The organism is Streptomyces sp. NPDC097129 (assembly GCF_055668065.1).
In genome coordinates, this window is the sequence record NZ_JBVOQE010000009.1 from 25,606 (window position 1) to 52,009 (window position 26,404).

Annotated in this window: 22 protein-coding genes and 1 pseudogene; 15 read left to right on the forward strand and 8 right to left on the reverse strand. The window is 73.5% G+C overall.

What is annotated here, in order from left to right:
* Positions 1-9: 9 nt before the first annotated feature.
* The 3 genes from AC0B9F_RS24775 to AC0B9F_RS24785 form a co-directional block, all read right to left on the reverse strand.
* Positions 10-2,622 (reverse strand): SpoIIE family protein phosphatase, encoded by a 2,613-nt coding sequence (locus AC0B9F_RS24775; RefSeq protein ID WP_472006729.1) that lies wholly within the window; start codon positions 2,620-2,622, stop codon positions 10-12.
* Positions 2,623-3,381: 759 nt separating this feature from the next.
* Positions 3,382-4,818 (reverse strand): aminotransferase-like domain-containing protein, encoded by a 1,437-nt coding sequence (locus AC0B9F_RS24780; RefSeq protein WP_472006170.1) that lies wholly within the window; start codon positions 4,816-4,818, stop codon positions 3,382-3,384.
* Positions 4,819-4,905: 87 nt separating this feature from the next.
* Positions 4,906-6,675, reverse strand: coding sequence for an MOSC domain-containing protein (locus AC0B9F_RS24785; RefSeq protein ID WP_472006172.1), 1,770 nt, complete (start codon positions 6,673-6,675; stop codon positions 4,906-4,908).
* Between the two features lie 174 nt (positions 6,676-6,849).
* Between AC0B9F_RS24785 and AC0B9F_RS24790 the strand changes: the two genes are divergently transcribed.
* The 3 genes from AC0B9F_RS24790 to AC0B9F_RS24800 all read left to right on the forward strand — a co-directional run bounded on the left by AC0B9F_RS24790 (position 6,850) and on the right by AC0B9F_RS24800 (position 10,486).
* On the forward strand, positions 6,850-8,028 hold the full coding sequence (locus AC0B9F_RS24790; RefSeq protein ID WP_472006174.1) for a PP2C family protein-serine/threonine phosphatase: 1,179 nt from the start codon (positions 6,850-6,852) through the stop codon (positions 8,026-8,028).
* Between the two features lie 398 nt (positions 8,029-8,426).
* A complete protein-coding gene (locus AC0B9F_RS24795; protein WP_472006175.1) occupies positions 8,427-9,302 on the forward strand; it encodes an SGNH/GDSL hydrolase family protein in 876 nt (291 codons plus the stop codon).
* A 443-nt stretch (positions 9,303-9,745) separates the two neighbouring features.
* Positions 9,746-10,486 (forward strand): dienelactone hydrolase family protein, encoded by a 741-nt coding sequence (locus AC0B9F_RS24800; RefSeq protein WP_472006177.1) that lies wholly within the window; start codon positions 9,746-9,748, stop codon positions 10,484-10,486.
* A 499-nt stretch (positions 10,487-10,985) separates the two neighbouring features.
* Here the strand turns inward: AC0B9F_RS24800 and AC0B9F_RS24805 are convergent, their stop codons facing one another.
* Positions 10,986-11,390: an alpha/beta fold hydrolase gene (locus AC0B9F_RS24805; RefSeq protein ID WP_472006179.1), complete on the reverse strand. Its 405-nt coding sequence runs from the start codon at positions 11,388-11,390 to the stop codon at positions 10,986-10,988.
* A gap of 97 nt (positions 11,391-11,487) precedes the next feature.
* On the opposite strand from AC0B9F_RS24805, the gene AC0B9F_RS24810 reads away from it, so the two are divergent.
* From AC0B9F_RS24810 to AC0B9F_RS24830, 5 genes are all read left to right on the forward strand, one after another.
* Positions 11,488-12,411 carry a helix-turn-helix domain-containing protein gene (locus AC0B9F_RS24810; protein WP_472006180.1) on the forward strand — a complete coding sequence of 308 codons (924 nt, stop codon included), beginning with the start codon at positions 11,488-11,490 and terminating at the stop codon, positions 12,409-12,411.
* A gap of 213 nt (positions 12,412-12,624) precedes the next feature.
* On the forward strand, positions 12,625-14,196 hold the full coding sequence (locus AC0B9F_RS24815) for an APC family permease (RefSeq protein WP_472006182.1): 1,572 nt from the start codon (positions 12,625-12,627) through the stop codon (positions 14,194-14,196).
* A gap of 149 nt (positions 14,197-14,345) precedes the next feature.
* Positions 14,346-15,122, forward strand: coding sequence for a DedA family protein (locus tag AC0B9F_RS24820; RefSeq protein WP_472006184.1), 777 nt, complete (start codon positions 14,346-14,348; stop codon positions 15,120-15,122).
* 69 nt (positions 15,123-15,191) lie between these two features.
* On the forward strand, positions 15,192-15,668 hold the full coding sequence (locus tag AC0B9F_RS24825) for an SRPBCC family protein (protein WP_472006186.1): 477 nt from the start codon (positions 15,192-15,194) through the stop codon (positions 15,666-15,668).
* A gap of 325 nt (positions 15,669-15,993) precedes the next feature.
* Positions 15,994-18,270, forward strand: a complete 2,277-nt coding sequence (locus tag AC0B9F_RS24830; protein WP_472006188.1) for a catalase — start codon at positions 15,994-15,996, stop codon at positions 18,268-18,270.
* Positions 18,271-18,451: 181 nt separating this feature from the next.
* Here the strand turns inward: AC0B9F_RS24830 and AC0B9F_RS24835 are convergent, their stop codons facing one another.
* Positions 18,452-18,865 carry an SRPBCC family protein gene (locus AC0B9F_RS24835; protein ID WP_472006190.1) on the reverse strand — a complete coding sequence of 138 codons (414 nt, stop codon included), beginning with the start codon at positions 18,863-18,865 and terminating at the stop codon, positions 18,452-18,454.
* A gap of 178 nt (positions 18,866-19,043) precedes the next feature.
* Here AC0B9F_RS24835 and AC0B9F_RS24840 point away from each other — a divergent pair.
* Positions 19,044-19,714, forward strand: a pseudogene (locus AC0B9F_RS24840) (phytase); the annotation flags it as partial.
* Positions 19,715-19,762: 48 nt separating this feature from the next.
* Positions 19,763-21,118, forward strand: coding sequence for a diacylglycerol/lipid kinase family protein (locus AC0B9F_RS24845; RefSeq protein WP_472006192.1), 1,356 nt, complete (start codon positions 19,763-19,765; stop codon positions 21,116-21,118).
* Positions 21,119-21,125: 7 nt separating this feature from the next.
* On the opposite strand, the gene AC0B9F_RS24850 is transcribed toward AC0B9F_RS24845, so the two are convergent.
* From AC0B9F_RS24850 to AC0B9F_RS24860, 3 genes are all read right to left on the reverse strand, one after another.
* The gene (locus AC0B9F_RS24850; RefSeq protein ID WP_472006194.1) at positions 21,126-21,299 is read right to left on the reverse strand and encodes a hypothetical protein; all 174 of its coding nucleotides are present in this window, start codon (positions 21,297-21,299) and stop codon (positions 21,126-21,128) included.
* A 184-nt stretch (positions 21,300-21,483) separates the two neighbouring features.
* On the reverse strand, positions 21,484-21,750 hold the full coding sequence (locus AC0B9F_RS24855; protein ID WP_472006196.1) for a hypothetical protein: 267 nt from the start codon (positions 21,748-21,750) through the stop codon (positions 21,484-21,486).
* 223 nt (positions 21,751-21,973) lie between these two features.
* Complete coding sequence (locus AC0B9F_RS24860; protein WP_472006198.1) at positions 21,974-22,342, reverse strand: nuclear transport factor 2 family protein; 369 nt, start codon at positions 22,340-22,342, stop codon at positions 21,974-21,976.
* A gap of 172 nt (positions 22,343-22,514) precedes the next feature.
* Between AC0B9F_RS24860 and AC0B9F_RS24865 the strand changes: the two genes are divergently transcribed.
* From AC0B9F_RS24865 to AC0B9F_RS24885, 5 genes are read left to right on the forward strand one after another with little or no spacing between them, the layout of a single operon-like run.
* Positions 22,515-22,694: a hypothetical protein gene (locus AC0B9F_RS24865; RefSeq protein ID WP_472006200.1), complete on the forward strand. Its 180-nt coding sequence runs from the start codon at positions 22,515-22,517 to the stop codon at positions 22,692-22,694.
* A gap of 22 nt (positions 22,695-22,716) precedes the next feature.
* The gene (locus AC0B9F_RS24870; protein WP_472006202.1) at positions 22,717-23,412 is read left to right on the forward strand and encodes a hypothetical protein; all 696 of its coding nucleotides are present in this window, start codon (positions 22,717-22,719) and stop codon (positions 23,410-23,412) included.
* Positions 23,409-24,356 (forward strand): DUF6895 family protein, encoded by a 948-nt coding sequence (locus AC0B9F_RS24875; RefSeq protein WP_472006203.1) that lies wholly within the window; start codon positions 23,409-23,411, stop codon positions 24,354-24,356. Before AC0B9F_RS24870 ends, AC0B9F_RS24875 begins: the two co-directional genes overlap by 4 nt.
* Positions 24,353-25,270 carry a DUF6895 family protein gene (locus tag AC0B9F_RS24880; RefSeq protein WP_472006205.1) on the forward strand — a complete coding sequence of 306 codons (918 nt, stop codon included), beginning with the start codon at positions 24,353-24,355 and terminating at the stop codon, positions 25,268-25,270. Before AC0B9F_RS24875 ends, AC0B9F_RS24880 begins: the two co-directional genes overlap by 4 nt.
* A complete protein-coding gene (locus tag AC0B9F_RS24885) occupies positions 25,267-26,361 on the forward strand; it encodes a serine hydrolase domain-containing protein (protein ID WP_472006207.1) in 1,095 nt (364 codons plus the stop codon). The genes AC0B9F_RS24880 and AC0B9F_RS24885 overlap by 4 nt, the downstream gene beginning before the upstream one ends.
* The last annotated feature ends 43 nt before the right edge of the window (positions 26,362-26,404 follow it).

A 26,404-nucleotide genomic window follows, 5' to 3' on the forward strand; every position in this document is an offset into this window, starting at 1 on the left:
GGCGGCCCGTCACCACGCCATCTCGTCGATCAGCAGCGTCGCGTCCGGCAGAGCCGTGCCGCCCAGGTTCTGCTCGGCCCAGATCACCTTGCCGTGGGCCGCGTAGCGGGTGCCCCACCGCTCGGCGAACTGGGAGACGAGGAACAGGCCCCGGCCTCCTTCGTCGGTGGTGGCGGCCCGGCGAAGCCTCGGTGAGGTGTTGCTGCCGTCCGACACCTCGCACACCAGGGTGCGGCCGAGCAGCAGCCGCACCCCCACGGGCGGCGCACCGTAGCGGATGGCGTTGGTGAGCAGCTCGCTGAGGATCAGCTCCGTGGTGAACGACTCCTCTTCCAGCCCCCACTCCTGCAGGCGGCGGCCGACCTCCGACCGGATCCGCGACACCTCCGTCACGTCGAACGGCACGTCCCAGATGGCCACCTTCGACGGGTCGAGCAGCCGGGTCCGGGCGACCAGCAGCGCCACGTCGTCGGTGGGGTGGGCGGGCAGCATGGTGTCCATCAGCGCCCGGCAGGTCTCCTCCGGCGTCTCGCCCGGGCCGGCCACGGTGGTGCGCAGTATCGCCAGGCCCTCGTCGATGTCGCGTCCCCGGTCCTCGATCAGCCCGTCCGTGAACAGCACCAGCCGGCTGCCCTCGGGCAGCTCCAGCTCCCCGGACTCGAACGGGAACCCGCCGACGCCGAGCGGCGGCGAGACGGGCACGTCGGGAAAGGTGACCCTGCCCTGCGGGTCCACGACCGCCGGGGCCAGGTGCCCGGCGCGGGAGAGGGTGCAGCGCCCGCCGACCGGGTCGTAGATGGCGTACAGGCAGGTGGCGCCGGTCAGGGGGGCGACGGCGCTGTCCGCGGTCTCCGCCTGGGTGTCCAGCCCGGCCACCATCTCGTCGAGATGGCCGAGCAGTTCGTCCGGGGCCAGGTCCAGGGAGGAGAAGTTCAGCACGGCCGTGCGCAGCCGTCCCATGGTGACCGCCGCGTGCAGCCCGTGCCCGACGATGTCGCCGACGACCAGCGCCACCCGGAAGCCGGGCAGCGGGATGACGTCGAACCAGTCGCCGCCCACCCCGGACTGCGCCGGCAGATACCGCCAGGCGACCTCCAGCGCGTCCTGCTCGGGCAGGTCCCGGGGCAGCAGGCTGCGCTGCAGGGTGACGGCCATGGCGTGCTCGCGCGAGTAGCGGCGGGCGTTGTCGATGGCCACCGCCGCCCGGGCCACCAGCTCCTCGGCGACCGCGGCGTCCTCGTCCTCGAACGCCGCCGAGCCCTCGCCGCGCCAGAAGTTGACCATGCCGAGGACGACGCCGCGGGCCCGCAGCGGCACCGTGATGAGCGAGTGGATGCCGTAGTCCAGGGCCCGCTTGGCCCCCGCCGGGTCGTGGGCCCGCCAGTCCTGCGCCTTCTTCAGGTCGGTCACGAGGACGGCTTTCCCGCCGTGCAGGGCGGCGACCATGGGGGTGTCGGCGGCCACGAACCGGATCAGGTCGCCGACCGGTTGCAGCGGGTGCCCGGTCTGCGACTCGCTGAGCGCGGTGCGCCGCATCTGCTTCACCGTGCCGGTGGGCTCCTCGCCGCGCAGTACGGAGTCCAGCAGCTCCACGGTGACGAAGTCCGCCATGCGCGGGACGGCGACCTCGGCGAGCTCCTCCGCGGTGCGCCGCATGTCGAGCGTGGTACCGATGCGGACTCCGGCCTCGTACAGCAGGGTCAGCCGGCCGCGGGCCACCTCGGCCTGGCCGGAGAGGGCGCGCAGCTCCGTGGTGTCGCGGAAGGTGGCCACCAGGCCCTGGACGCCGCCGTACGGAGCGGTCAGCCGGGTGTTGACCGCGAGCAGCCGGTCCCTGGCCGGGACGACCTGGTCGGAGACGGCCTCGCCGGAGGCGAGGATGCGGGTGGGGCCGGGGCCGAGGCCCAGGTCGGTGACGTGCCGCTGGTCGGCGTCCGGCGGGAGGTCCAGCAGCCGGCGTGCCTCGTCGTTGGCGAGGAGGACGCGTCCGTCGGCGCCGACGATGAGCACGCCCTCGCGCACGGCGTGCAGGACCGCGTCGTGGTGCTCGTACATGCGGGTCATCTCGGCGGGGCCCAGGCCGTGCGTCTGCCGGCGCAGCCGCCGGCCGACCAGGGCGGCGCCGCCGGTCGCGAGCGCCAGCGCCACCGCCGACGCGCCCAGCATCACCGGCACCTGGTGGTTCAGCACGTGGCCGAGGGTCTCGACCTGGATGCCGGCGCTGACGATGCCGACGACGCGGCGGCTGGCGTCGGTCACGGGGACCACCGCGCGTACGGCGTCGGACGGCTCGCCGTGGAAGGTCTCGGTGAACGCCTCGCCCGCGGCGGCCCGTTCGACGCCCTGCGCCCGGGTGCCGATCAGGGAGGGGTCGGTGTCGGTGAGCCGCACCCCGCGTGTGTTGAGGACGGTGATGAAGTCGACGCCGGATCCACGCCGGGCCTGCTCCGCCGGCTGCTGCAGCAGTGCGTGGGGGTTCGGGGAGCGCAGGGCGAGGGCGGTGCCGGGCGCGTGCGCGAACGCCTCGGCGGTGGCCAGGGAGCGGTTCCTGGCGTTGCGCTCGCCGTCGTAGCGGCCCTGCACCACGAGGGCGGTGGCGGCCGCGGCGACGAGCACCAGCATGATCAGGGCCTGGAGCAGGAAGACCTGGGTGGCGAACGTGCGTACGCTCAGCGACGGCGACAGCCGGTGGCCCGGTGAGCGGCGGTCCTTCGCCCCGCCGCGGCCTGCCGCGTCTCCCCGGCGCCCCCGGTCTTCGGGGTCTGCCGGGGTTCCGTGGCCCTGCGACGGCCGAGGCGCATCACGCAGCCGCCGTGCGCCGCTCGGCGGCGGCGCGGCCCTCGCCCGGGACCAGCGCGACCGTCCGCCCATGTTCCCCTTTGTAGCACCGCACCTCCTGCACGGGCGAACGGTGACGGTCCGTCCGGGGCGCCGGCCGCGCGGTCACCCGCAGCGACCGGGTGCCCCGCCGGCACCAGGGGCTGCCGCGAGGTCGTGTCCACGGGGAGTCCGGCGAGCCCTCCGCGGTGAACGGCCGGTGGCCGAGTGCGGCACGGCTCCCGGCTCGAGCCGGCCGGGGGCGGGCGGCGCGAAGGGGATCGGCCATGCTCGCAGGGGGCGGCGTGGAGCACGCCCCGGGCGCCCCCGCGAGAGCCCGCCCCCGGCCGTCGCCTGCCGCGCGCGGGACGGATGGGGCGTGGCGGTGCCCCGGGGGATCGACGTACGACGGCATCGCCAGGCGCCGTACCCAGGGGCCGCCGAGACCACATGGGCGCAGGTCAGGGTGGGCCTGTGGGCCGCCTGGAAGGCGACGCCGGGACAACGTTGCCGCTGTCCCCCCGCGGTGCCGGGCTCCGGCGAGCCTCCCCCGAGCCGGAAGCGTCACACAGGGGTGTTCGAGGACCAGGTCGGGCGGCCGCGGGACAGGGCTCCGGTCAAGGTGCGCAGGGCGCCGGTGAGGGTGCCGACGTCGGGGGCGTTGCCCAGGCACAGCCGGAAGGCGCGCGGCAGCGGCTGGTCGGTGGCGCTGTAGTACAGGGTGGGGCTGACGGAGATGCCCTGACCGTCGGCGAGGGCGCGGGCCTCGGATGCGGTCCAGGGTTCGCGCAGCTCCACCCAGGCGTGCAGGGCGTCGGCCCGGACGTGGCTGATCGCTGGCGCGTCGGCCAGCAGCGTCACGGCGGCGGTGCGGCGGCGGCTCATCTCCTGGCGCTGCCAGTCGAGCAGGCGCTCGGCGGTGCCGTCCTCCAGCCAGCGCAGGGCCACGGCGGTGGCGAGCGGGGACGGGTTGAAGACGGTGGCCCGGACGAGCGCGCCGAGACGGCTTGCCAGCTCGGGCGGCCCGGCGAGGAAACCGCAGCGCAAGCCCGGGGCGAGGGTCTTGGACAGGCTGGTGAGGAAGAGGGTGCGTTCGGGGGCGAGGGCGGCCAGCGGGGGCAGGCCGGCATGGTCGGACAGCAGCCCGAAGACATCGTCCTCGATGATGACCAGGTCGTGGCGGCGGGCGATGTCGGCGACGGCCTCGCGGCGGGCGAGCGGCTGGGTCGCGGCGGTCGGGTTGTGGGCCGTCGGCATGCAGTACAGGGCGCGTGCCGAGGGGGTGGCGGCGCAGGCCTCTTCCAGCGCTTCGGGGATGAGGCCCTCGCCGTCCATGGCGACACCGGACATGCCGATGCCCAGCAGCTGGGCGGCGGTCTTGGCGCCGGGGTAGGTCAGCGCCTCGGTCAGCAGGGTCTCGCCGGCCCGCAGCGCGGCGCCGAACGCCACCAGCAGGGCGTGCTGGCTGCCGGCGCAGATCGCCACCTGCTCCGGGCCGACGTCGAGGCCGCTGCGGGCGAGCCAGCCGCAGGCGGTGAGCCGGTGGCCGTGGGCGCCGATGTCGGACTCGTAGCCGAGCAGCGCGCCGAGGCCGGAGTCGCCGGCGAGCGTGGTGAGGGTGCGGCGCAGCAGCTCCTCGTGCCGGCCGCGCGCGGGGGCGTTGACGGCCATGTCGTGCCGGACGGGCGCGTCGGCGCCGCCGCCGGGGTCCGGGGTGTTCCGCAGGTGCGGGATGCCGGACGCGCCGGCGACGAAGGTGCCGCGCCCCACGGTGCTGCTGACCAGGCCCTGTTCCTCGGCCTCGCGGTAGGCGCGGCTGACGGTGGGGACCGCGACGCCGAGCGCCCGGGCCAGCTCCCGGTGGGTGGGCAGGCGGTCGCCGGCCGACAGACGGCCGGTGGTCACCGCGGTGGCGATCGCCTCCGCGATGCGCCGGTAGACCGGCCCCGTCGTCCCGTCGTCGGCCAGCAACTGCACGAACAGACGGGGATCGGCCGCCATCGCTCTCCTCTTCTCGTCGAACCGTTGCGGGGTTCTCGTCCAACCGTTGCGGGGATTCTCGTCCAACCGTCGCAGGAGTTCTCGTGGTTACAGGTCGATCATGACGCTTGTGGTGGGGCGAGCACAGCACACCGGGACCTGTCCGGGCTCCACGGGAGCCGTCGGTTCGATCACATAGGAGACCTCACCGTCGTCGAGCGTGCTGACGCAGGTGCCGCACAGCCCGGTGCGGCAGGAGGCGTCGGGGCGCAGGCCGGCCTGTTCGGCGAGGGCGAGCAGGCTGAAGGTGTTCTCCCGCCAGGGCACGGTCACCCCCGAGCGGGCGAAGGTCACGGTGACCGGCCGCCCGTCGGCGTCCCGCGCCACGGGACCGGCGTCGGCGGACCCGTCGGCCTGCTCCTCGCCGTCCAGGGGCCGGGCCGCGCCGAAGAACTCGTGGTGCACCCGGTCACCGGGCACGCCCAGGCCGGCCAGCCCGGCGACGACGTCGGCCATGAAGCCGGCGGGCCCGCAGACGTAGTAGTTGGCGTCGAGCGAGGGCAGGATCCGCTCCAGCACGGCCGGGGTGAGCCGGCCCTCCTCGTCGAAGTCCCGTCCGACCGTGTCCTCGGGCAGCGGGCGGCTGAACAGCAGATGGGTGCGGAGCCCGTCGCGGGATCCGGCCAGCCGGCGCACGTACGGCCCGAAGGCCAGCTCGCGCGACGAGCGGGCCTGGTGGACGAAGTGCACCGGGCGCGCCGGCTCGCCGTCCTGCCCGGCGGGTTCGGCGAGTTCGCTGAGCATCGCCAGTACGGGGGTGACGCCGATGCCCGCGCTCACCAGCACGACGGGGCGACGGCCCGGCTGGAGGACGAACCGGCCGCGCGGCGCCCGCGCCCGCAGTCGCGCGCCCACCGTGACGTCCGCGTGCAGATGACCGGAGGCGACGCCCTCGGGGACACCCGGCGCGTCGGCCGGAGCGGGCTCGCGCTTGACGGCGATGCGGTAGCCGAGGCCGTCCTCGGAGCGCCCGGCCACGGTGTACGTCCGCACGACGGGCCGCGACGCCCCGGGCACGTCGAGCGACACGGTCAGGAACTGCCCCGCCGCGAAGTCCGGCAGCCGCTCGCCGTCCGGGTCGGCCAGGTCGAAGGAGACGATGTCCGCGGCCTCCCGGCGGCGGGCCGTGACGACGAGGGCGCGGTCACCGGGCCAGCCCTCCTCCGCTCCCCGGGCCCGGTCCAGCAGCCGCTCCGCCTTGGCGCGCAGCAGCGGCGGCAGCGCGGCGCACTCCAGGACCCGGGCGAGGGCGGCCGCGTCGGGCCGCTCCCGGTGCAGGACGCGGGCCAGTGCCGCGACGGACACGCCGCCCTCGCCCCGGCGTACGCGCTCGATCTTGTCGCCGGCCCGGATCAGGCCGGGCTCCACCACCCGGCAGAAGAAGCCCACGCGGCCGGTGCTCAGGTAGCGGGCCGGGAAGTCCTCCTCGCCGAGCCGGACGGCCATCTTGCGGCAGGGGATGCGCGGCTGCGTCACCCGCAGGAGGACCTCGCCGATGCGCAGCTCGTCGCCGACGGCGACCTCGTCGTCGGCGGGGCCGTCCACGGTGAGGTTCTCGCCGAACGTGCCGTGCGGCAGGTCACGGCCCAGTTCGCTGCGCCAGTCGTCGTAGTGACGGAGCTGGTAGCACAGTACGGCGCGGTCCTGGTCGTCGGCGTCGTCGACGTGGTCGTCGGCGATCAGCCCGTCCGGTCCCACGGGCACGGCGCCCTGCACGGGGCGCTTGTCGAAGCCGGTGACGATCGTCTCGCCCTGGACGGTCATCGGCTGCGCCTGTCCGAGGTTGACCGAGAGCAGCTCTCCGAAGATGTGGGTCATGGGCGAGAAAGTAACAGTACAATCTTTGAGTAGGCAACACATTGTCCAAAGACAAAGGCCCGAAGGCGGACGCCTCCATACGGCCCCTCTCGTCCTGCGCGGCGCCACGGGCGGTGTGAGACTGCTGAGCGGTGACGGCCCGGCGCGGACGCGACGAGGGGAGCACAGGTGGCGATGACGCCAGAGACCGGCGACAACCTGCTGGAGGAGTTCCTGGCCGACCCGGCCAACTCCACCCTCGACCTGGGCATCGCCGCGGCCCGCGTCACCAAGGCCCTCGGTCTGCAGCACTCCGTGGTGTACCTCGCCGATCTCCAGCAGCGTCACCTGATCCCGCTCACCGACGTGACGTCCACACTTCCCATCGACGGCTCGCTGGCCGGCTGGTCCTACCGCACGCAGTCGCTGCGGGTGGAGGAGTCCGAGACGGGCGCGATGACCGCGTGGTTCCCGCTGCTGGACGGCGCCGAACGGCTGGGCGTGCTGGCGGTGTACACGCCCGCGCTCACCGCCGCCCTGCTGACCCGCGGCCGGGCCCTGGCCATGCTCCTCGCCATGATGATCACCTCACGGCGCGCCTACCAGGACTCCTTCGTACGACGCACCCGCACCGACCGGATGCAGCTGCCCTCCGAGATGCTGCGCGCCTTCCTCCCGCCGCGCACGATCGGCAACGCCCGGGCCGTCTCCACGGCCGTCCTGGAGCCCGCCTACGAGATCGGCGGCGACGCCTTCGACCACGCGCTCACCGACACGACGCTGCACGCCACGGTGCTGGACTCGCTGGGGCACAACCTCGCCTCCGGGCTGACCAGCGCGCTGTCGCTGGCCGCGTGCCGCAACGCCCGCCGCTGCGGGCTCGACCTGCCCGAACTGGTCAACAGCGTCGACAGCGCGCTCGCCACCTGGCTGCCGGACCAGTTCTGCACCGCCGTAGTGGCCCAGCTGGACGTCGCCACGGGCGTGCTGCGCTGGAGCAACTGCGGTCATCCCGCGCCGCTGCTGATCCGCGACCACCGCCTGATCGTCGACGCGCTGGAACGTGATCCGGATCCGCCGCTGGGGCTGGCACGGCTGCTGTCCGCCCGGGAGCGGCGCACCCACGAGACCGCCCTGCAACCCGGCGACCGGGTGCTCCTCTACACGGACGGTGTCACGGAGGCCCGGACCCCGGACGGGGAACTGTTCGGTCTCCAGCGGTTCGCCGACTACGTCATCCGGGCCACGGCCTCCGGGGAGCTGGCCGCGGAGACGCTCAGGCGCCTGATCCACTCGATCCTGGACGGCCAGGCCAGCCGGCTGCGCGACGACGCGACCATCCTGATGTTCGAGTGGCAGCCGCCGACGACATGACGTCGGCCGGTGCGCGGAGTGCCGGGCGGCCCAGCGGCGCCACCGTCCGCCCGGCCGCCGACCCGGCCGACGGGTCCGCCCACCCGGCCGACGGGTCCGCCGGCCCGGCCCTTCACGACCTGTCGCTCTGCGCGCCAGTGGTCAGCGTTTCAAGAACTTCGGTCCGGCTTGTTGACTCACCGTCTCACAGGCTGCACATTACCTATCGGTAGAACCGTGCAGTAACCCTGCGGGCGGTCCTCCCCGGTCGTCGCCGTGCGCCCCCACGCCCATGACACGGCCGTAGGCACCAGGCACCTTCCTTCTGCTCGAGCCGCACTTTTCTCGCTTCCCTGCACGCCGTTCGGGCATGGCCGTGCCCGCCGTCACGCGTGCGCCTCCCGAGAAAGAGAGAGCACATGCCGAAGCACGCCCTGCGCCATGTCATGACCGTGACAGCCGCGACAGCCGCGACCGTGGCCCTGACCTTCACCGGGGCTCCCGCCCATGCCACGACGGCTCCCCTCGACTACGTGGCCCTCGGCGACAGTTACAGCGCCGGATCGGGGGTCCTGCCCGTCGACCCCACGAACCTGCTGTGCCTGCGCTCGACGGCGAACTACCCGCACGTCCTCGCGAACCGCACGGGCGCCCACCTGACGGACGTGACCTGCGGCGGCGCCCAGACCAAGGACTTCAGCCAGGCCCAGTACCCGGGCACGGCCCCGCAGCTCGACGCCGTCGGCCCGGGCACCGATCTGGTGACGCTGACGATCGGCGGCAACGACAACAACACCTTCATCAACGCCGTGCTGTCCTGCGGCACCGCCGGCGTCCTCAGCGGCGGCAAGGGCAGCCCCTGCAAGGACAAGTACGGCACGTCCTTCGACGACCAGATCGAGGCGAACACCTACCCGGCGCTCAAGGCCGCACTCGCCGGCGTGCGCGCGAAGGCACCCCACGCGCGTGTGGCGGCCCTCGGGTATCCCTGGATCGTCCCGCAGACGTTCGAGGCCTCCTGTTTCGTCAGCCTCCCCCTCGCCGCGGGCGATGTGCCCTACCTGCGCGCGATCGAGGCCCACCTCAACGCCGTCGTGGCACGGGCCGCCCGCGAGACCGGCGCCGCCTACGTCGACTTCGGCGCGGCGTCCGAGGGTCACGACGCCTGCCAGGCCCCCGGCACGCGGTGGATCGAGCCGCTGCTGTTCGGGCAGAACATCGTGCCGGTCCACCCCAACGCGCTCGGCGAACGGCGCATGGCCGAACGCACGATGAGCGACCTCGGCCTCGGCTGACCCGGCACTCGGCCGCGGTGACGCGGCCGCGCGGTGCGGCCGTACGGTGCGGCCGTGAGCCTCCGCCAACTTGAAGTCGCAGGGCAAAGGGCTGGTGTGACCAGTGCTCAGAGTGCTCACGCTGGTCATGAGCGGCTGCTTGCGCAGTAGATCGTCCGTCATCGGTTGATTGCCGGCTTTTTCGGTGCTCGAATCGGTGGCGGACGTGCGCTTCCAGACCAGTGACAGGCGTGACTCCGACGCCGTGGTGTTTCGGCCACAGAGCTTCCGCAAAACCCGTTGGCGGAACCACGGCAGCCACTGCTACGTTTCCGGAGGCCGTGCAAGAGAGCGAGGAGGTGGTATCCGTGAGCGTATCGACATGGGTGCTCCTCTCCGGGGTCATGGTCGGGCGATAGGTCGTCCGGGAGCGCCGTTCAATGGCACTCCCGAAAGGCATGACCATGCAATTCACCTCTGAACAGCGTCTCGACGACGCTGTCCTTGAGCGCGAGTTCACCCTCGGCGAGATCCCCGGCATCCTGTGGACGCCCGCATCCGCGTCCGCGCCGGCGCCGGCGCCGCTGATCCTGCTCGGCCCCCCTCCTCTCGGGCTGCGTAAGACGTACCCCCGGCTGGTGGCCCGGGCCCGGCACGCTGCGGCGGACGGCTTCGCCACGGCCACCATCGAGCTCCCCGGAAAGGGCGACCGGCCCCGTTGGCCCGCCGCCGAGCAGGCCCTCGCCGACCTGCGCCGGGCGATGGAGGCCGGCAAGCCGGTCACCGACAAGATCATCGACGCCCTCATCCTCCCGTTGGTCGACAAGGCGGTCCCGGAATGGCAGGCCGCCCTGGACGCCCTCCTGTCGCTACCCGAGATCAGCGGCCCGGTCGGGTACTCGGGGGGAGTGATCTCCATCGGGACCCGGCTGGCGGCGGTCGAGCCGCGCATCTCGGCCGCCGTTCTGTTCGCCGGGAGTTTCGTCCCCCGGGCCATGTTCGAGGAGGCCCGCCAGGTCACCATTCCTCTGCATGTCCTGCTGCAGTGGGACGACGAAGGGAACGACCGGCAGGCAGCCCTGGATCTGTTCGACGCCTTCGCCTCCAAGGAGAAGACGCTGCACGCCAATATGGGCGGGCACACCGGCGTCCCGCAGTTCGCGGGGGACGCCGCGGCCCAGTTCTTCACCCGACACCTGAAGTGACGCCGGGCCGTCAGGCCACCAGCAGACGGTAGCCGTGCGGGCCAGGATGCTGCTCATCCAGGGACAGGTCCCGGCCCTCCTCGGTTCTCTGCACCACGGGTCCCTGCCAGAGTCTTGGCAGGGACCCGTGGTGCCCGAAGCCAATGAATTGCTCGACGTCTGCAGAGCTTCGAGTGATACCAGAAGTCATGTCCAGGTGCTGTCGGCTCGTTAACAAAGCCACTCGATCACACCCTTTTCCGGAGAACCCCATCAACGGGCTTCTACGATCTGTGCATGCTGGATCCCGAGTTGCTGGAACGGATCACCGCGCGGCGCGCGGAACGGGACGAACTCGAAGAGCAACCTGGCCAAGCAGTTGACGGTGATACGGGCCGAGCGGGATGAACTCGCCGTCGCTGAGCGAGTCCTTGAGCGGATGGGCGAGCAGCTCGCCGACGAACGCGCCTCGGTTGCGCCAGCACCTGGGCACTGCGCACGGGCCGTGGGAGGCGCCAACTCACCAGCCTGCAGGCCCCCTTGGGCCGGCTCGGCCAGCCATGCACGCAGCTCCTGATCCGGTACGGTCGGCCAGGGCGGCCACGCCGTTCCGCGGCATCCCGGCGTCCAGGTGCACGATGCGGGAGATGCGCTCCGGGCGCCGGTCGGCGGCGCCGAGTACCGGATGGATGCCGTAGTCGTGGCCGACGAGCACGATCTCCCGGGCCGGCCGCCGGTCCACCGCGTCGATCGCCGCGAGCACGTCCGCGATGTGCGTCCCCAGATCGACCCGGGACCCCCGCCGGGGCCGGTCCGCGGCGAGTCCGGTGAGCGGGACCGCGTGCGCCTCGGCGCCCGCCCCGGCGAGCCGTGCGGCCGTACTCTCCCGGACGTGGGCGCCCGTGAACGCGCCGCCCGCCACCATGATGAACGCCGGTCATGATCGTCTCCTTGCCGGTGTGCGGCCGGTACCGTAGGAAGTCCTCTGGGGGGAGGTTCAACTGTCCGCATCCGACGAGGACGTGTGGAGTATCGGCGAGCTGGCCGAGCGCGCGGCCGTCACCGTGAAGACCGTCCGCTTCTACTCCGACCAGGGTTTGCTGCCACAGGCCCGCCGCAGTGGCGGCGGACACCGCCGGTACGGTCCCGAGGCGCTGGAGAGGCTGCGGCTCATCCGCTCCCTGCGCGCCCTGGACCTGCCGCTGCCCGAGGTGCGCCGGGTCCTCGACGACGAGGACGCGGCCGGCCCGGTGCTGGTGGACGCCGTCGCGGGGCGGCTGCGCGAGCTCGGCTCCGAGCTGCGGGCGCTGCGCTGGCGGGAGGCGGCGCTGCGGCTGGTCCACGACAGCCCGCCCGACGAGCGGGCCGACCGGCTGCGGCTGCTCGGCGCGGTGCCCGGCCCGCCGAGCACCGACCCGCTGGCAAGGTTCTGGCGCGGCTGGCTGCCGGCGCGGATGCCGGCCGGGGTGACGGCCGCGTTCCTGGAGGTGGCGGTTCCGCAGCCGCCAGCCGAGCCCGCTCCGGAGCAGGTGCTCGCCTTCGCCCGGTTGCACGCGATGACGAGCAGCCCTTGCCCGGGCGGTAGCCGGCCCCGGCCGGAGGTGCACCGGGTGGCCGGTCCCGGCGGGGCGGCCGCGCTGTACACGCGGCTCGCGGAGGCCTACGAGCTGGCCGGTCCGCACCTGCGCCGGGAGCGGGCGCCGCGGCCCGGTGAGGCGCTCGACGCCTACGTGGCGGCGTACGCGAGCGCGTACGGCGGCCGGGACACCCGGGACTTCCGCCGGCGGCTGGCCGGGCTGCTCGCCGCCGAGCCGCGCCTGGACCGGTACTGGGAGCTGACGGCCGTGGTGATCTCCCCTCCGGGCGGCCGGCCGGAGCCGACTCCGGGGTCCGCCGACGCCTGGCTGCGGGCGGCACTGGACGCGGACAACGCCGGAGCGGTGTAGATCACACGGAAGAAACGGAACCGGACATTCCTGGCGGGTGCACGATTACCGCACCCACAGGGGGAGGCGGGTTGCCTTCATTCGCGAGGCCGTGATGATGCTTCACCCACGCAATTAACGGTCTCTTCACTTGATGACCTATAAATATGAGGCTGATGGTTGCCTCAACAACAGCGGTATGTACGGATATCGCATGATTTAGCGTCATCGTCCATGACTGACACGGCGACACAGCCCCCGGCCGCGACACGGCCACCGGGCGACGGCACGGCCCTCGGCGACGGCGTACGGGGCAAGGGACTGGGCGGCAACTCCGTCGGTCTGCTGGGCAGCGCGGTGATCGGCGTCTCCACCGTCGCCCCCGTCTACTGCCTCACCTCGACCCTCGGCTCCACCGCCGGCGAGGTCGGCGTGCACATGCCCGCCGTGTTCCTCGCCGGGTTCCTGCCGATGCTGCTGGTCGCCTTCGCCTACCGGGAGCTGAACAAGGCGGTCCCGGACTGCGGCACCTCCTTCACCTGGACGGTGAAGGCGTTCGGCCCGCACGTCGGCTGGATGTGCGGCTGGGGCCTGGTGATCGCCACCGTGATCGTGCTGTCCAACCTCGCCGGGGTCGCCACCTCGTACTTCTGGCTGCTGGCCGGCCAGCTCTCCGGCAGCGACGCGGTGGCCGGCCTGGACGGGAACAAGGCCGTGCACATCGTCACCTGTCTGGCGCTGATCGGCTCCGCGACCGCGATCAGCTACCGCGGCATGACGACGACGAAGGGCGTGCAGTACGCGCTGGTGGGCATCCAGCTCGTGGTGCTCGCCCTTTTCGTCGTCATGGCCCTGCGCGCGGCCCACTCCGGCTCCTTCGCCGGGCACCTCTCCTTCTCCTGGTCCTGGCTGAACCCCTTCGAGGTGAAGTCCTTCGCGTCGTTCAGCGCCGGACTGTCCCTGTCGATCTTCATGTACTGGGGCTGGGACACCTGCCTGACGGCGAACGAGGAGACCATCGGCAGCGACAAGACCCCCGGCCGGGCCGCGCTGATCGCGATGGTGGTGCTGGTCGGCTCCTACCTGACCACCGCGGTGGCCGCCCAGATGGCCGTCGGCTCCGGCACGTCCGGCCTGGGCCTGGCCGACCCGGACACCTCCGACAACGTCTTCGCCGCGCTGGCCGGCCCCGTCATGGGCGACGCCCTCGGCATCCTGCTGTTCGTCGCCGTCCTCGCCTCGGCCGCCGCGAGCCTGCAGACCACGTTCATCCCGGTCGCCCGCACGGTTCTCGCCATGGCGACGTACGAGGCCCTGCCGGCGTCGTACGCGCGCGTGCACGAGCGGTTCCGCACCCCCGGCCGGGCCACGGTCGTCGCCGGCGCCGCGACGGCCGTCTTCTACACCGCCATGACGCTCGTCAGCGAGCACGTCCTGGTCGACACGATCTACGCACTCGGCCTGATGATCTGCTTCTACTACGCCCTCACCGCCTTCTCCTGCGCCTGGTTCTTCCGCGGCGACCTGACCCGCTCGGTGCGCGACGCCGTCTTCAAGGGCCTCTTCCCCGTGCTGGGCGGCGTCCTGCTGACCGCCGTCTTCGGCAAGACGCTCTACGACATGTGGAATCCGGCGTACGGCAGCGGGTCCTCCGTCCTCGGCGTCGGCTCCGTCTTCGTGATCGGCGTCGGCCTGCTGCTGCTCGGCGTGGTGATCATGCTGGTGATGCGCCGCCGCAGCCCCGCGTTCTTCCGCGGCGAGATCCTCACGGCCGGCACCCCGGCCCTCGTCGTCGACGAGCCGTAGGCCCCACTCCCGCCCCTCCCCCCTGGGCGACGACCGGACTCAGCGCCGGTCGCCGCCCATGCCTGTCGGCCCGGTACACGCGATGCTGGTGGGGGTGGCCGGTGCGGTCGCCCCGAGGAGATCCGCCCGACGACCGGGAGGCGAACGCCGTGATCGCCGTCAACCCGACGGACAGCGCCTCGGTGCTGGCCGCCTTCGGCGCACTCGGCGTCCTGGTCGTGACCTTCGCCGAGTCGGGGCTGCTGGTCTTCGGCTTCTTCCTGCCCGGCGACACCCTGCTCTTCCCGGCCGGCGTGCTGTGCGCGGACAGCTCCGGGCACGGGGCGCGGCTCCAGCTGTGGCAGGTGCTGCTGTGCGGCGCGGTCGGGGCCGTCGCCGGCGGACAGGTCGGCTATCTGCTGGGGCGGCACGGCGGCAAGGCCCTGCTCGCGCGCCCCTCCAGCCGGCGGCTGCGGGAGGGTGCCGGCCGGGCGGAACGGTTCCTCGCCCGCTACGGCTACGGCAAGGCGCTGGTGCTCGGCCGTTTCGTGCCGATGCTGCGGACCGTGCTGCACCCGGTGGCCGGCGCGCTCGACGTCCCGGTGGGGACCTTCACGCTGTGGCAGACGGTCGGCGGCGTGCTGTGGACCCAGACGCTGGTGCTCGCCGGCTATCTGCTGGGCACGTCCGTGGCGCACGTCGACGTCTATCTGATCCCGATGGTCGGCGCGATCGTGGTGGCGTCCCTGACGCCCCTGTTGTGGGAGGCCGTACGGGCCCGGCGCGCGCGGGCACACACACGCGACGGCGAAGACGGCTCCGCGCGACGGCGACCGTCGGCCGCGGACTCCCCCGCGCGGGGTCCCGAAGCCGATCCTGAGGAGCCCGAAGCGGAACTCGAGGCCTCCGAAGCCCCGGCCCAGGAAGACGACCGAGGTCCCACGTGAAGATCGGCGCCGGTCGGGTACCCGTCGCGGCGTACCGATCCGTCACGCCCTGAACACGGAGGAACGAAGATGAGCACGGTCAAGGAAACCGTCGAGGTCGACGTCCCGGTCCACACCGCGTACAACCAGTGGACCCAGTTCGAGCAGTTCCCGCGCTTCATGGAGGGCGTCGAGGAGGTCAGGCAGCTGGACGACCGGCACAACCACTGGACCACGAAGATCGGCGGTGTCACCCGCGAGTTCGACACCGAGATCGTCGACCAGCTCCCTGACGAGCGCATCACCTGGCGCACGACCAGCGGCGACACGGACCAGAAGGGCAGCGTCCGCTTCCAGCGCGTGGACGACACGCACACGCGTGTGGAGCTGGTGATGGAGGTCGAGCCGGGCGGCGCGGCCGAGAAGGTGGCGGATCTGATGGGCACCATCGACCGCCGCGTGAAGGGCGACATGAAGCGCTTCAAGCAGTACATCGAGGAGCGCGGCGCCGAGTCCGGGTCGTGGCGCGGCCGCATCCAGCCCGGGGACCCCGGCACCACGCTGTGACGCCACTGTGACGCCTCCCCCGCCCGGGGCGCCGCGCCGGTTCACCCGCGCGGCACGTGCCCCGTGCGCCGCGTTCCGCGCCGTGGGACGTTGGCAGAGCTTGCGCCCCTGAGGGGCGACGTGACGTTTTCTGCGCCGATCGCACGTCGTACCGGTCCGTGCGGGACCTCTTCCGCACGGACCGGCCCGTGCCGTGCCCACGTACGGGCACGGCGCGGTGCCGCCCGGTGCGGGCGGCGCGGTCCGGCGCGGCGGACGTCATCCACCGGCAGGTCGGCCCGGTCGCGCCGCGCGGCGGCCCGGCCGGAGACAAGGGATCTGACAGATGAGCGAAGGCACCCCCCAAAACCCCCTGAAGAAGGCCGCGGAGAAGATCCTCGGCGGCGACACCGGGCCGGCGGACGGTATCCCGGGGCGGCCCGGGCCCGAGCCGCCGTCGGCCGAGGAACCCACCGAGGCGCACGAGCCGCTGCCGCCGAAGCCGGACCAGACCGGCCCGGACACCTACTCGCCCACCGGCGTGCCCACGGGCGCCGACCAGGCGGCGATGGCCCAGCAGGGCGCCTATCTGACGACCGCGCAGGGCGCCCGGCTGTACGACACGGACCACTCCCTGAAGGCCGGGCCGCGCGGACCGGTGCTGCTCCAGGACCACCATCTGCGCGAGAAGGTGATGCACTTCGACCACGAGCGCATCCCGGAGCGGGTGGTGCACGCGCGGGGCGCCGCGGCGCACGGCATCTTCCGCGGCTACGGCACCGCCGCGCCCGTGACCAGGGCGGCCTTTCTCGCCAAGGACGCCGAGACGCCGGTGTTCGTGCGTTTCTCCACCGTCCTGGGCTCGCGCGGCTCGTCGGACACCGTCCGCGACACCCGGGGCTTCGCGACGAAGTTCTACACCAGCGAGGGCGTCTTCGACCTGGTCGGCAACAACATCCCCGTCTTCTTCATCCAGGACGCGATCAAGTTCCCGGACGTCGTCCATGCCGCCAAGCCGCACCCGGACCGGGAGATCCCGCAGGCGCAGAGCGCGCACGACACCTTCTGGGACTTCGTCACCCTGCACACCGAGGCCACCCACCACACCCTGTGGAACATGTCGGACCGGGGCATCCCGCGGTCGTACCGGACGATGGAGGGCTTCGGCGTCCACACCTTCCGGCTGGTGAACGCCGACGGCAAGTCGACCCTGGTGAAGTTCCACTGGAAGCCGAAGCTGGGCGTGCACTCCCTGGTCTGGGAGGAGGCGCAGATCGCAGGCGGCGTCGACCCGGACTTCCACCGGCGTGACCTGGCCGACGCGATCGAGGCCGGCGCCTACCCCGAGTGGGAGCTGGGCATCCAGACCTTCCCGGACACCCCAGAGCAGACCTTCGAGGGCATCGACCTGCTCGATCCGACGAACCTGGTGCCGGAGGAGCTGGCCCCGGTGCAGCCGATCGGCCTGCTCACCCTCAACCGCAACCCGTCGAACTTCTTCGCCGAGACCGAGCAGGTCGCCTTCCACCCGGGGCACCTCGTGCCCGGCATCGACATCACCGACGACCCGCTGCTCTCCGGACGCCTGTTCTCCTACCTGGACACGCAGATCACCCGGCTGGGCGGCCCCAACTTCCCGCAGGTACCGATCAACCGGCCGCACGCGCCCGTCAACGACATGCTGCGCGACGGTATGCACCAGACCGCCGTGCACCGAGGCGCGGCGCCCTACCGGCCCAACTCACTCGACGGGGGCTGCCCGTTCGCCGCGGGCGCGGACATGGCCGCCTACGTCGAGACGCCCGTGCGGGTGCCGGAGGCGACGAAGGTGCGCGAGGCTCCTCAGTCGTTCGACGACCACTTCAGCCAGCCGCGCCGGTTCTGGCTGAGCATGAGCCCGCTGGAGCGCGAGCACATCATCGGCGCGTACACCTTCGAGCTCGGCAAGTGCTACGAACAGGCCGTCAAGGAACGGGCTTTGCAGGTGCTGGCCAACATCGACCCCGAGCTGTGCGCGGGCGTCGCCGCCGGTCTCGGACTGCCCGAGCCCAAGCCGACCGTGCCGCTCGCCGACGTGGAGCCGAGCCCGGCACTGTCCCAGGTCGGGCAGACCTGGCCGACGGACGGCCGTGTCGTCGGGATCGTCACCGGGCGCGACGGCGACCTGGCCGGGGTGCGCGCCGTACGTGAGGCGGTGCTCGACGGCGGCATGGTGCCGCTGGTGGTCGCGCCGACGGGCGGCGTCCTCGGCAGCGGGGACGGCGCGGTGACGGTGCAGCGCAGCTACGCCACCGCCCGCTCCGTGGAGTTCGACGCGGTGCTGGTGGCCGGGGCGCCGGGCGTGGGCGCCGACGCCTACGGCGCCCGGGACGCCAAGGGCGCCCCCGCGGCCGTACCGCGGGAGTCCTTCGACCCGAGGGTGGCGCTACTGCTGTCGGAGGCGTTCCGGCACGGCAAGGCCATCGCCGTGTGGGACGGCGCGGAAGGGGTGCTGCAGGCGGCCGGTGTGCCCGCCGACGCACCGGGCGTGGTCCGCGCCGACAGCGCCACGGCGGCGCTGAGCGAGGTCACCCGTCTGCTGGGCGCCCACCGGGTGTGGGAACGGTTCACCGGGGACGCCTGAGCCGTACCCGGAGGCCTTGAACCGTACCGTCCGGGGCCGCGCGCAGCAGGTGCTGCGCGCGGCCCCCGCTCGCTCGGCTGTTCGTGCGGCCGCTGGTGCGGCACGCCGGGGCGCCGGTGGACGTGGAGCGGCGCGGGAGCCCTGAGAGGGTCCCGCGCCGCTCCGCGTCCTGCCGGTGCCGTCAGCCGGCCGCGTTGTCCTCGCGCAGCCTGACCTGATGCTCCAGGCGTTGCAGGCTGGCGTCGAGGGCCTCCTGCACCCGCTGCTCGCCGGGGTCGTGCTCCTCGTCGAAGAACGACAGGTGCACGGTCACCTCGCTGGCACCGCCGCCCATCCCGGCGACCTGGAGCCATCCGGCGTACTCGCCCTGGTCGCGGGTGCCCCACTCCAGGCGCATCTGGTCGGGCCGCGGCCTGAGCAGGGCGGCCATGTCCTGGCCGCTGCCGTCCTCGTGCACGGTGACGGCCGGCAGGTCCTCGGCCCGCACATGCAGGGCCCCCGGCAGCCAGGCGTCCAGCTGGTCCACCTGCGCCGCCTGGTCGAAGACGCGCTCGGGCTGCGCCGGCATCGTGCGCGAACGCTCGTACTCGCTCATCGCTGCACCGTTCCTCAAGTCGGGAGCTACGCCTCGTACCGCGTGCCCCTCCTGACGCGACCCAAGCCGCCCCGCGCACGGCACGCGGGTTTGCTTCCCGGTCGCCGGGGCGCCGGCGCGCGTCCGTCGGGGCGACCCACGACGTCCGCAAGATCAACACGCCGCCCCCGGTGGCAAGGCCGACGCCGAGCAGGGCGGACTGCGCGTGTACGACCTGAGCGCGCCGGGTCGTGGAGTCCGTCCCGGCGCACCCGGGCGACGCGCCCGGCCGTTTCAACAACGTCGACCTGGCGCACCGCATGCCGCTGGCCGGCGCAGGGGCCGGCCTCGCGGTGACCACCGGCCGCGGCAACGACCGGCTGCGCGTCTACCGCCTCGACCCCTCCGCGCCGAACGGTCCCCTCACCGACGTCACCGACCCGGCGGCCCCGCCGGTGGCCTCCACCGACCAGGCCGAGATCGACGAGCAGCGCACCGCCTATGGCCTGGCCACCTGGACCGACGCGGCCTCGGGCCGTTCCTGCGCCCTGGTCGGCCGGCGCGAGCGCACCACGCTCCCTCTGCTGGAGCCGACCCCGACGGCGGGCGGACACATCGGACACCGGACCGTGGTACGACGGCGGCTTCCGCGTCGTTCCGGCTCTGTCCGGCCCGGACGGAGCCGAGGAGTGTGACGGCGCTGCGGCGCTGAGCCAGCCCCTCGGCCGTCGTTTCCCGCACGCTCTGCTGGTCGTGCAGGACGGCCACAACATCCCCGGCGACGGCGGCCGGGCGGCGACGGACTTCAGGTTCGTCGGCCTGGGCGACGTCCTGGACGCCTTGGACGACCGGCCCGCGCGGACCGCGTGAGCGGCGCCGCCTCTAGGATGAGCCCGGGTGTGGGAGGAGGCGGGCGGCGTGGACTTCGGCGGACAGGTGCCCTGGGGACAGCGGTGGGCCGCGCGTGCGTCCCTGGCGGCGGCCGCGGCGGCCGTACTGCTGCCCGTTCTGATCGGCGGCGTCACGGGGCTGCTGCTGATGCTGGCCGGCACGGCCGGGCTCGGCGTGACCGCGGCCGCCCTGTGGTGGGCGCTGTCCCGGCGGGGCCCGGCGCGCGTGGCGGCGGCGGCACTGGCGGTGATCACGCCCGCGGCCGTCGTCGCGCTGTTCGCGGCGACCTTCCTGTGGGCGCTCGTCGTCTCCCCGGCGCTGTGGGGCGTGGCCGTGTGGTGCGGCCGGTACGCCCTGCGCAGCACCGGTGAGCACGCCCCCCGGATGCGCGAACGCGTCGCGCATCCGCCGCGCCGGCCGTTCCTGATCATGAACCCGCACTCCGGGGACGGCAAGGTGGGTCGCTTCGGCCTGAAGGAGAAGGCGGAGGCGCTCGGCGCCGAGGTGGTTCTGCTGGACCCGGCCGAGGAGCAGGACGTCACCGCGCTGGCGCAGGCGGCCGTGCGGCGCGGCGCGGACCTGCTGGGCGCGGCGGGCGGGGACGGCACGCAGGCGCTGGTGGCGGCGGTGGCCGCCGAGCACGGCCTGCCGTTCCTGGTGATCAGCGCGGGGACCCGCAACCACTTCGCCATGGATCTCGGGCTGGACCGGGAGGACCCGGCCGCCGGTCTGGACGCCCTCGTCGACGGGGTGGAGCTGCGGGTGGACCTGGGGTTCGCGAGCGGGCATCCGTTCGTGAACAACGCCTCGTTCGGCGCCTACGCCGCGGTCATCCAGAACCCGTCGTACCGGGGCGACAAGGTGGGCACCGCGCTGGAGATGCTGCCCGACCTGCTGACCCGTCAGGAGGGTCCGCGGCTGACGGCCCGCCTGCGGGGGGCCCCGGCCGACGCCTTGGCGCTGCGCGATCCGCACGCGGTGCTGGTGAGCAACAACCCCTACCGCAGGGGGGACCCGCTGGGGCTCGGCCGGCGGGACCGGCTGGACACGGGAACGCTCGGCGTGCTGGGCGTCCGGGTGGACAGCGCGGTGGAGGCGGCGGCGCTGCTGCTGGATCCGCAGCCCGCCGGGCTCACGATCGCGGCCGCGCGCGAGGTGACCGTGGACGCGGACCAGCCGGTGATCGAGGTCGGCATCGACGGGGAGGCGCATGTGCTGACCACCCCGGTGCACTGCCGCGTCGCCCGCCGCGCGCTGCGGGTGCGGGTGCCCCGGCAGCGCCCCGGGGTGCCCGAGCCGCCGCCCCGGCTGAACTGGCGGCGGGTGCGCAAGCTCGCCGCGTCGGTGGGCCGGACGGCCGTGCCGCGGCGGGGGCACGGCTGACGCCATGTCAGTGCTCGGGCGGCGTGGGGCCGTTGTGCAGCCGGCGGGCGTTGTTGTAGATCCGCATCAGGTGTTTCGCGACGGCGCAGGCTGCTCCGTCGGCATGGCACTGACGGCACGTCCGCATGTGCTGCTGGTAGGTCGCGCGGGCTTCTTCGAGGGCCGCATTCTCAGAGGGCATGACAAATCTCCGGATGGGGGCGCGTGCTTCAGACAGCGCCGGAATTGACTGTACGGTGCACCCGGAGACAAGGTGATCATGTTACTGGCGGTACTGGAAAGTCCGCTCCGCACGGCCCTGCGCATACGGACAGTGATCACCGGGGTCCGGACCGAGCGGTCGCCCTGCCCGTCGGCGCGTCGGATCAGGGGATGTCGCCCTGCCAGTCGAAGCGGTGCGGGGCGGGCTCGCGGGGTGCGTACACCGCCCGGCCGCCGGGGCCGTAGCGACCTATCTCGGTCGGCAGGGCCACGCTTTGGCTCTCATGGCGCCGCGGCTCCTCGGTGACGTCCAGCAGCAGTCCGTCCAGCGGGCCGCCCACCAGCTCGGCGTAGACGCGGCCCGGGCGGGGCGCGGCGTCCTCATGGTCGGCGCCGTACACACGGCCTCGCATGAACTCCGTCTCGTCCATGGCCACAGCGTCGCATCCACCACTGACAACTCCGCGACGGCCGCACCCCCCGCAAGGCCGTCGCGCCGCACCAGCGCGCCAGCGCGCCAGCGCGCCAGGCCGGCGCGACGGGGCCCCGTTCGCGTCACGGTGAAGTATGCGCCCAACTGCCGCGCGCCCAGGGCCGATGCCGTCACCGTCCCCAACAGCCCGGCGCACAGGGGTCGTTGCGCCCGAGCCGGGGTCAACCGATCGCCGTGCCCTGATGGAAGTACAGCCGCCAGCCGGCGTCCGTGAGCCGCCACAGGGAGCTGCGCCAGGACCGGCGGCCCGCGTGCTCGGCGAGGTAGGTGAGGTGGACGACGCCGGGGGCGAGCTCGGCGGCGGACATCCGGTCGGTCCGCACGGGGGCGTCGGCCGTGACGTCGCCCGCGCCGGTGGCCTCGAGGACCGTCCGCACGTCCCAGCGGCGGCCGGACGCCCCGAACTCGACGAACTCCGGGTCGAGCAGCACGGCGACCAGCTCCGGCGCGGCGCGCACCCGGGGGTCCAGCAGCCGCAGTTCACCGTCCATGGCCGCCCGCACCGCGGCGCTGTGCTCCGAGTCCGTCATGCGGGCAACCTACCGGCCGTCCGCGCGGGGCCGGCCTGCGGTGGCGCTGATACAGGGGGCGTTGAAGTTGAAGAAGTGACGAAAAGGAATTTCTGGGATTTTCTGCATTACTGGCGCGAAATGGGTGAACCAGTGAGGTGGGTATCCGCTCAATCCACAGGGAGATGGTCATATGCCTTCGACCGACCGCAAGCTCGACGAACTCGTCGACGTGGACCTCGAGGAAGTCCTGGACCCGGCTGAGCCCGACGGTGTCTACCGCGACAGCAGGGAGTGCGCCGCACTCGCGCTGGCGAGCGGCTCCGGCAGCCTGCTGCTGTCCCCGCCGGCCCCCCGCCCCAAGAAGGGCTGACGGATCGACGGGAGAACACCACATGGAGCAGTCAGGTACTTCCGCCCTTCTCCAGGGCGTGGTGCAGGACCTCGCTTCCGGCGTGGCCTCCGCCCTCCGCGGCGGGGGCCACGCCCCCCTGGCGGGCGAGGCGCCCCGGGACACGCAGGCCGACGGCGTGGCCCTGGCCGCCGTCAGGGTGCTGGGAGCCGACCTGCTCCTGCCCTCCGTCCTCTTTCGCACCGAGCCCGCCCCGCACGAACTGACGGCGGCCCGCACGGCGGCCCAGGCCTTCGCGCCCCGCCCCGGCGCCGCACCGGCCGTGGCGTGGAGCCACTGGGGCATGACCCGGGCCCTGCGCGCGGTCGACCCCGGCTTCACCGAGCCGCTCGCCGCCGAACCCGGCAGCGGCTGGCTGCGGGACGACTCCTGGCAGACCCTGACCCACCGGCTCGCGGTCCTGGCGGCGCTCGCCGTACCGGGCGAGGACAGCGCCGTGGCGCGCGGCGCCCAGCAGCGGGTCGTCGACGTCAGCCGGGGCTTCGTGCGCGCCGTGCGCCGCCGGGACTGGCGGCAGGCCGCCGGAGCCGGCCGCTGGCTGGCAGTGCTGGACGACGTCCCCGAGACCCTGGGTCTGGACGCCGGCCTGGACTTCGTGGAACTGATGGGCGGCGACGACGCGTGCGTGGCGCTGCAGGTGGCGGCCGCCCGGCTGATGCGCGCCGGAGTGGCGGCATGAACGCGGCCCGCGTGCGCGAGGTGGCCGAGGCAGCGTTCACCTGGGTGTCCGCCGAACGCGACCGGTTCACCCTGGGCGACGGCGCGCTCGACGACCCCCGGACGGTGAACAGCACCTGGAAGCCGCTCGGCGAACTCGCGCAGGTCTGCTCGACCACCCTGGCCCGCACCCCACCCGGGGACCCGCTGCACGTCCACGCCGCCGATCTGCTGGAGTACGCCTGGAAGCAGACCGAGCACGGGGAGCTGCTCGTGCGTCAGCAGCGCCGCGAGCCCTTCGCGCCGTACCCCCTGGAGGTGTACGCCGCCTTCGCCTCCGCGGGCCTGCGCCACGACGGTTTCGCCGCGCTGGCCGGCCGGCTGGTCCGGACCCGCGGCGCGCGGCTCGTCGAGCAGTGGCCGGTCCGCCGGCTGGGCGTCCTGTGCGCCGAACGGTACTGCGGAGCGCAGCCCGACGCAGAGATCGCGGACGTGCTGCGCCGCACCTGGCTCGGCGGCCTGCCCGAACCGTGGACGTTCGAACAGCTGCCCGGTTACACACTGACCCACGTCGTCTACCACCTCACCGACTGGGGCCGCGGCGGCCCGGGCCTGCCGCCCGACCTGGCCGGCTATCTGGCGCTCTGGCTGCCGGCCTGGCTCGACACCTGTCTCGACGCGGGCATGTGGGACCTGTCCTGCGAACTGCTGGCCGTGGCGGCGAGCGTGCCGTCCGCGTCCGGCCCCGCCGGGCACGACGACGCGTGGGCCGCGCTCGCCGCCGCCCGGCACCCGACGGGCGCCCTGCCCGAGGAGGCCGCCGGCGCGGCCGCTCCCAACGACGCCCCCGACTTCCCCGGCCACTACCACTCCACCCTCATGGCGGCCTTCGCGGGCGTGCTGGCCCTCGGCCGCCTCGACGGGGACCCCCAGGTCCCCCAGGGCCGACAAGGAGCACCCGCATGACCGGTGCACGCCTGATGCACACCGTCGGGGTCCGTGCCCTCGAATGGCTGTGGGCCCACCGCGACGGCTTCCGCCTGGACGTCGACGTGGACCCGGAGGTGGGCTTCCTGGAACGCTTCAAACCCCTCGGCGAACTCGCCCTGGTGTGCGGTGTGCTCTTCCGCGAGGGGGTGGCGGGCTCGCGCCAGACCGAGCTGGCCCGCAGGCTGCTCGACCACGTGTGGCGCGACACGCTCGACGGCGGCCGCATGCTGGACCGCGGGCAGCGCACCGAACCGATCTCGCCGATCCCGTTCGAGGTGTACCTGGCCTTTTGGGAACTCGGCTACCGCCGGCCGGAGATCGAGCGGGCCACCGCGCTCAACCACCGGCTGGAGAGCTGGTCCGCCTTCGAGACCAGCCCCACCCGGCGGCTGGGCCTGTCCGCCTTCCAGCGCCGCTTCGGACTGACCCCGCGGACGGCGGAGGCCGAGGCCTTCCGCGCCACCTGGCTCGCCCACCGGCCCGAACCGTGGACGGTCGAGGGTCACATCGCCTACGACATCACCCACACGGTGTTCCACCTCACCGACTGGGGCGAACACCCCGAGGGCCTGCCCGCCGAGGCGGCCGACTACCTGACCCTGTGGCTGCCGGTGTGGCTCGACGACTGGCTGGACCTGCAACGCTGGGACCTGCTCGGCGAGTTGCTCGTGGTGGACGCCTGCCTGCCCCGGCCCACCCTGGACGCCCGGGCCTGGGAGGGCTTCGCCGACGCCCAGCAGCCGGACGGCGCCGTGCCCGCGGTGCGCGCCATGCCGCAGGGCGAGCGGGACGAGGTGTTCGACATGGTCTACCACCCCACGCTGGTCGCGGCGTTCGCCTCCACGCTGGCGCTGTCGAGGTCCCTGGCCGACCTGGCGCACGCGTCATGAACGGCGAACACCGCACGCGGTGGCCCGATACGGCACCCTCCGACGAACCACAGGGCCGTGCCCGTCCCGCCGTGCCCAGTGACGAGGAGGACCGCGTCCGCGAACGGCTGGCGGCCGCCGTCGACGCCTCCGACGCGCCCGACGCCGTGTTCGCCCTCTCCCGGCACGGGCAGCGCGTCGTCCACAGCGGCGGCCACCGCACCGGTGCCACCGCCCGCGAGGAGCTGCGCTACGAGATCGGCTCCGCCTCGAAGACCTTCACGGGCCTGCTCCTGGCCGACCTGATCCGGCGCGGCGCGCTCACCGGCAACGAACCGGCCGCCGCCTTCCTGGCGCCCGGCCGGGCGACGCACACCGACCGGATCACCCTCACGCATCTGATCACCCACACCTCGGGACTGCCCGCCCTGCCCCGTGACTTCCTCCCGCGCGCGCTGCCCGCCTGGCGCACCGGGCCCTACGCCCGCTACCCGTCACAGCGGGTCGTCGAGGCGTTCCTGCGCGCCCGGCCCCGGCACCGGCCCGGCACCCGCTGGCACTACTCCAACTTCGGGGTCGCCGTGCTCGGCCACGCTCTGGCCGCCGCCACCGGCACGCCGTGGGAGGAGCTGGTCACCACGCACGTACTGCGTCCGCTGGCCCTGCACGACACCGCGCTGCGGGCCGGCTCCCCGGACACCGACGCCGTCGGGTACACCAAGGACGGCCGGACGCTCGTCGCGGCGTTCGACCCCGGCGGGTTCCCCGCGGCCGGTGCCGTCCGAGCCGCCCCGCACGACCTGCTCACCTTCCTCGAGGCGCACCTCGAACCGGCCGGCTCACCGCTGGGCGCCGCGCTGGCGGCGGTCCGGGTGCCCATGCTGCGGAGGGGGCTGGGCCACCGGCACACGCACACCCTCACCTGGTTCCGGCATCCGACGGACGGCGGGCCGATGTACTTCCACGGCGGCGCCACCCTGGGCCAGCAGGCGTTCCTCGGGTTCCGGCCGGACACCGGCACGGCGCTGGCCGCCGTGTGCACCCGCCGGTTCCGCCCCGGCGACCCGTTCGTGGCGACGGCGTACGCGCTGCTGGCCGACGACGAGTGGTGAGCGCAGCGCCGCAGAACCCCAGGCCCAACGGCGAGGCGTGAGC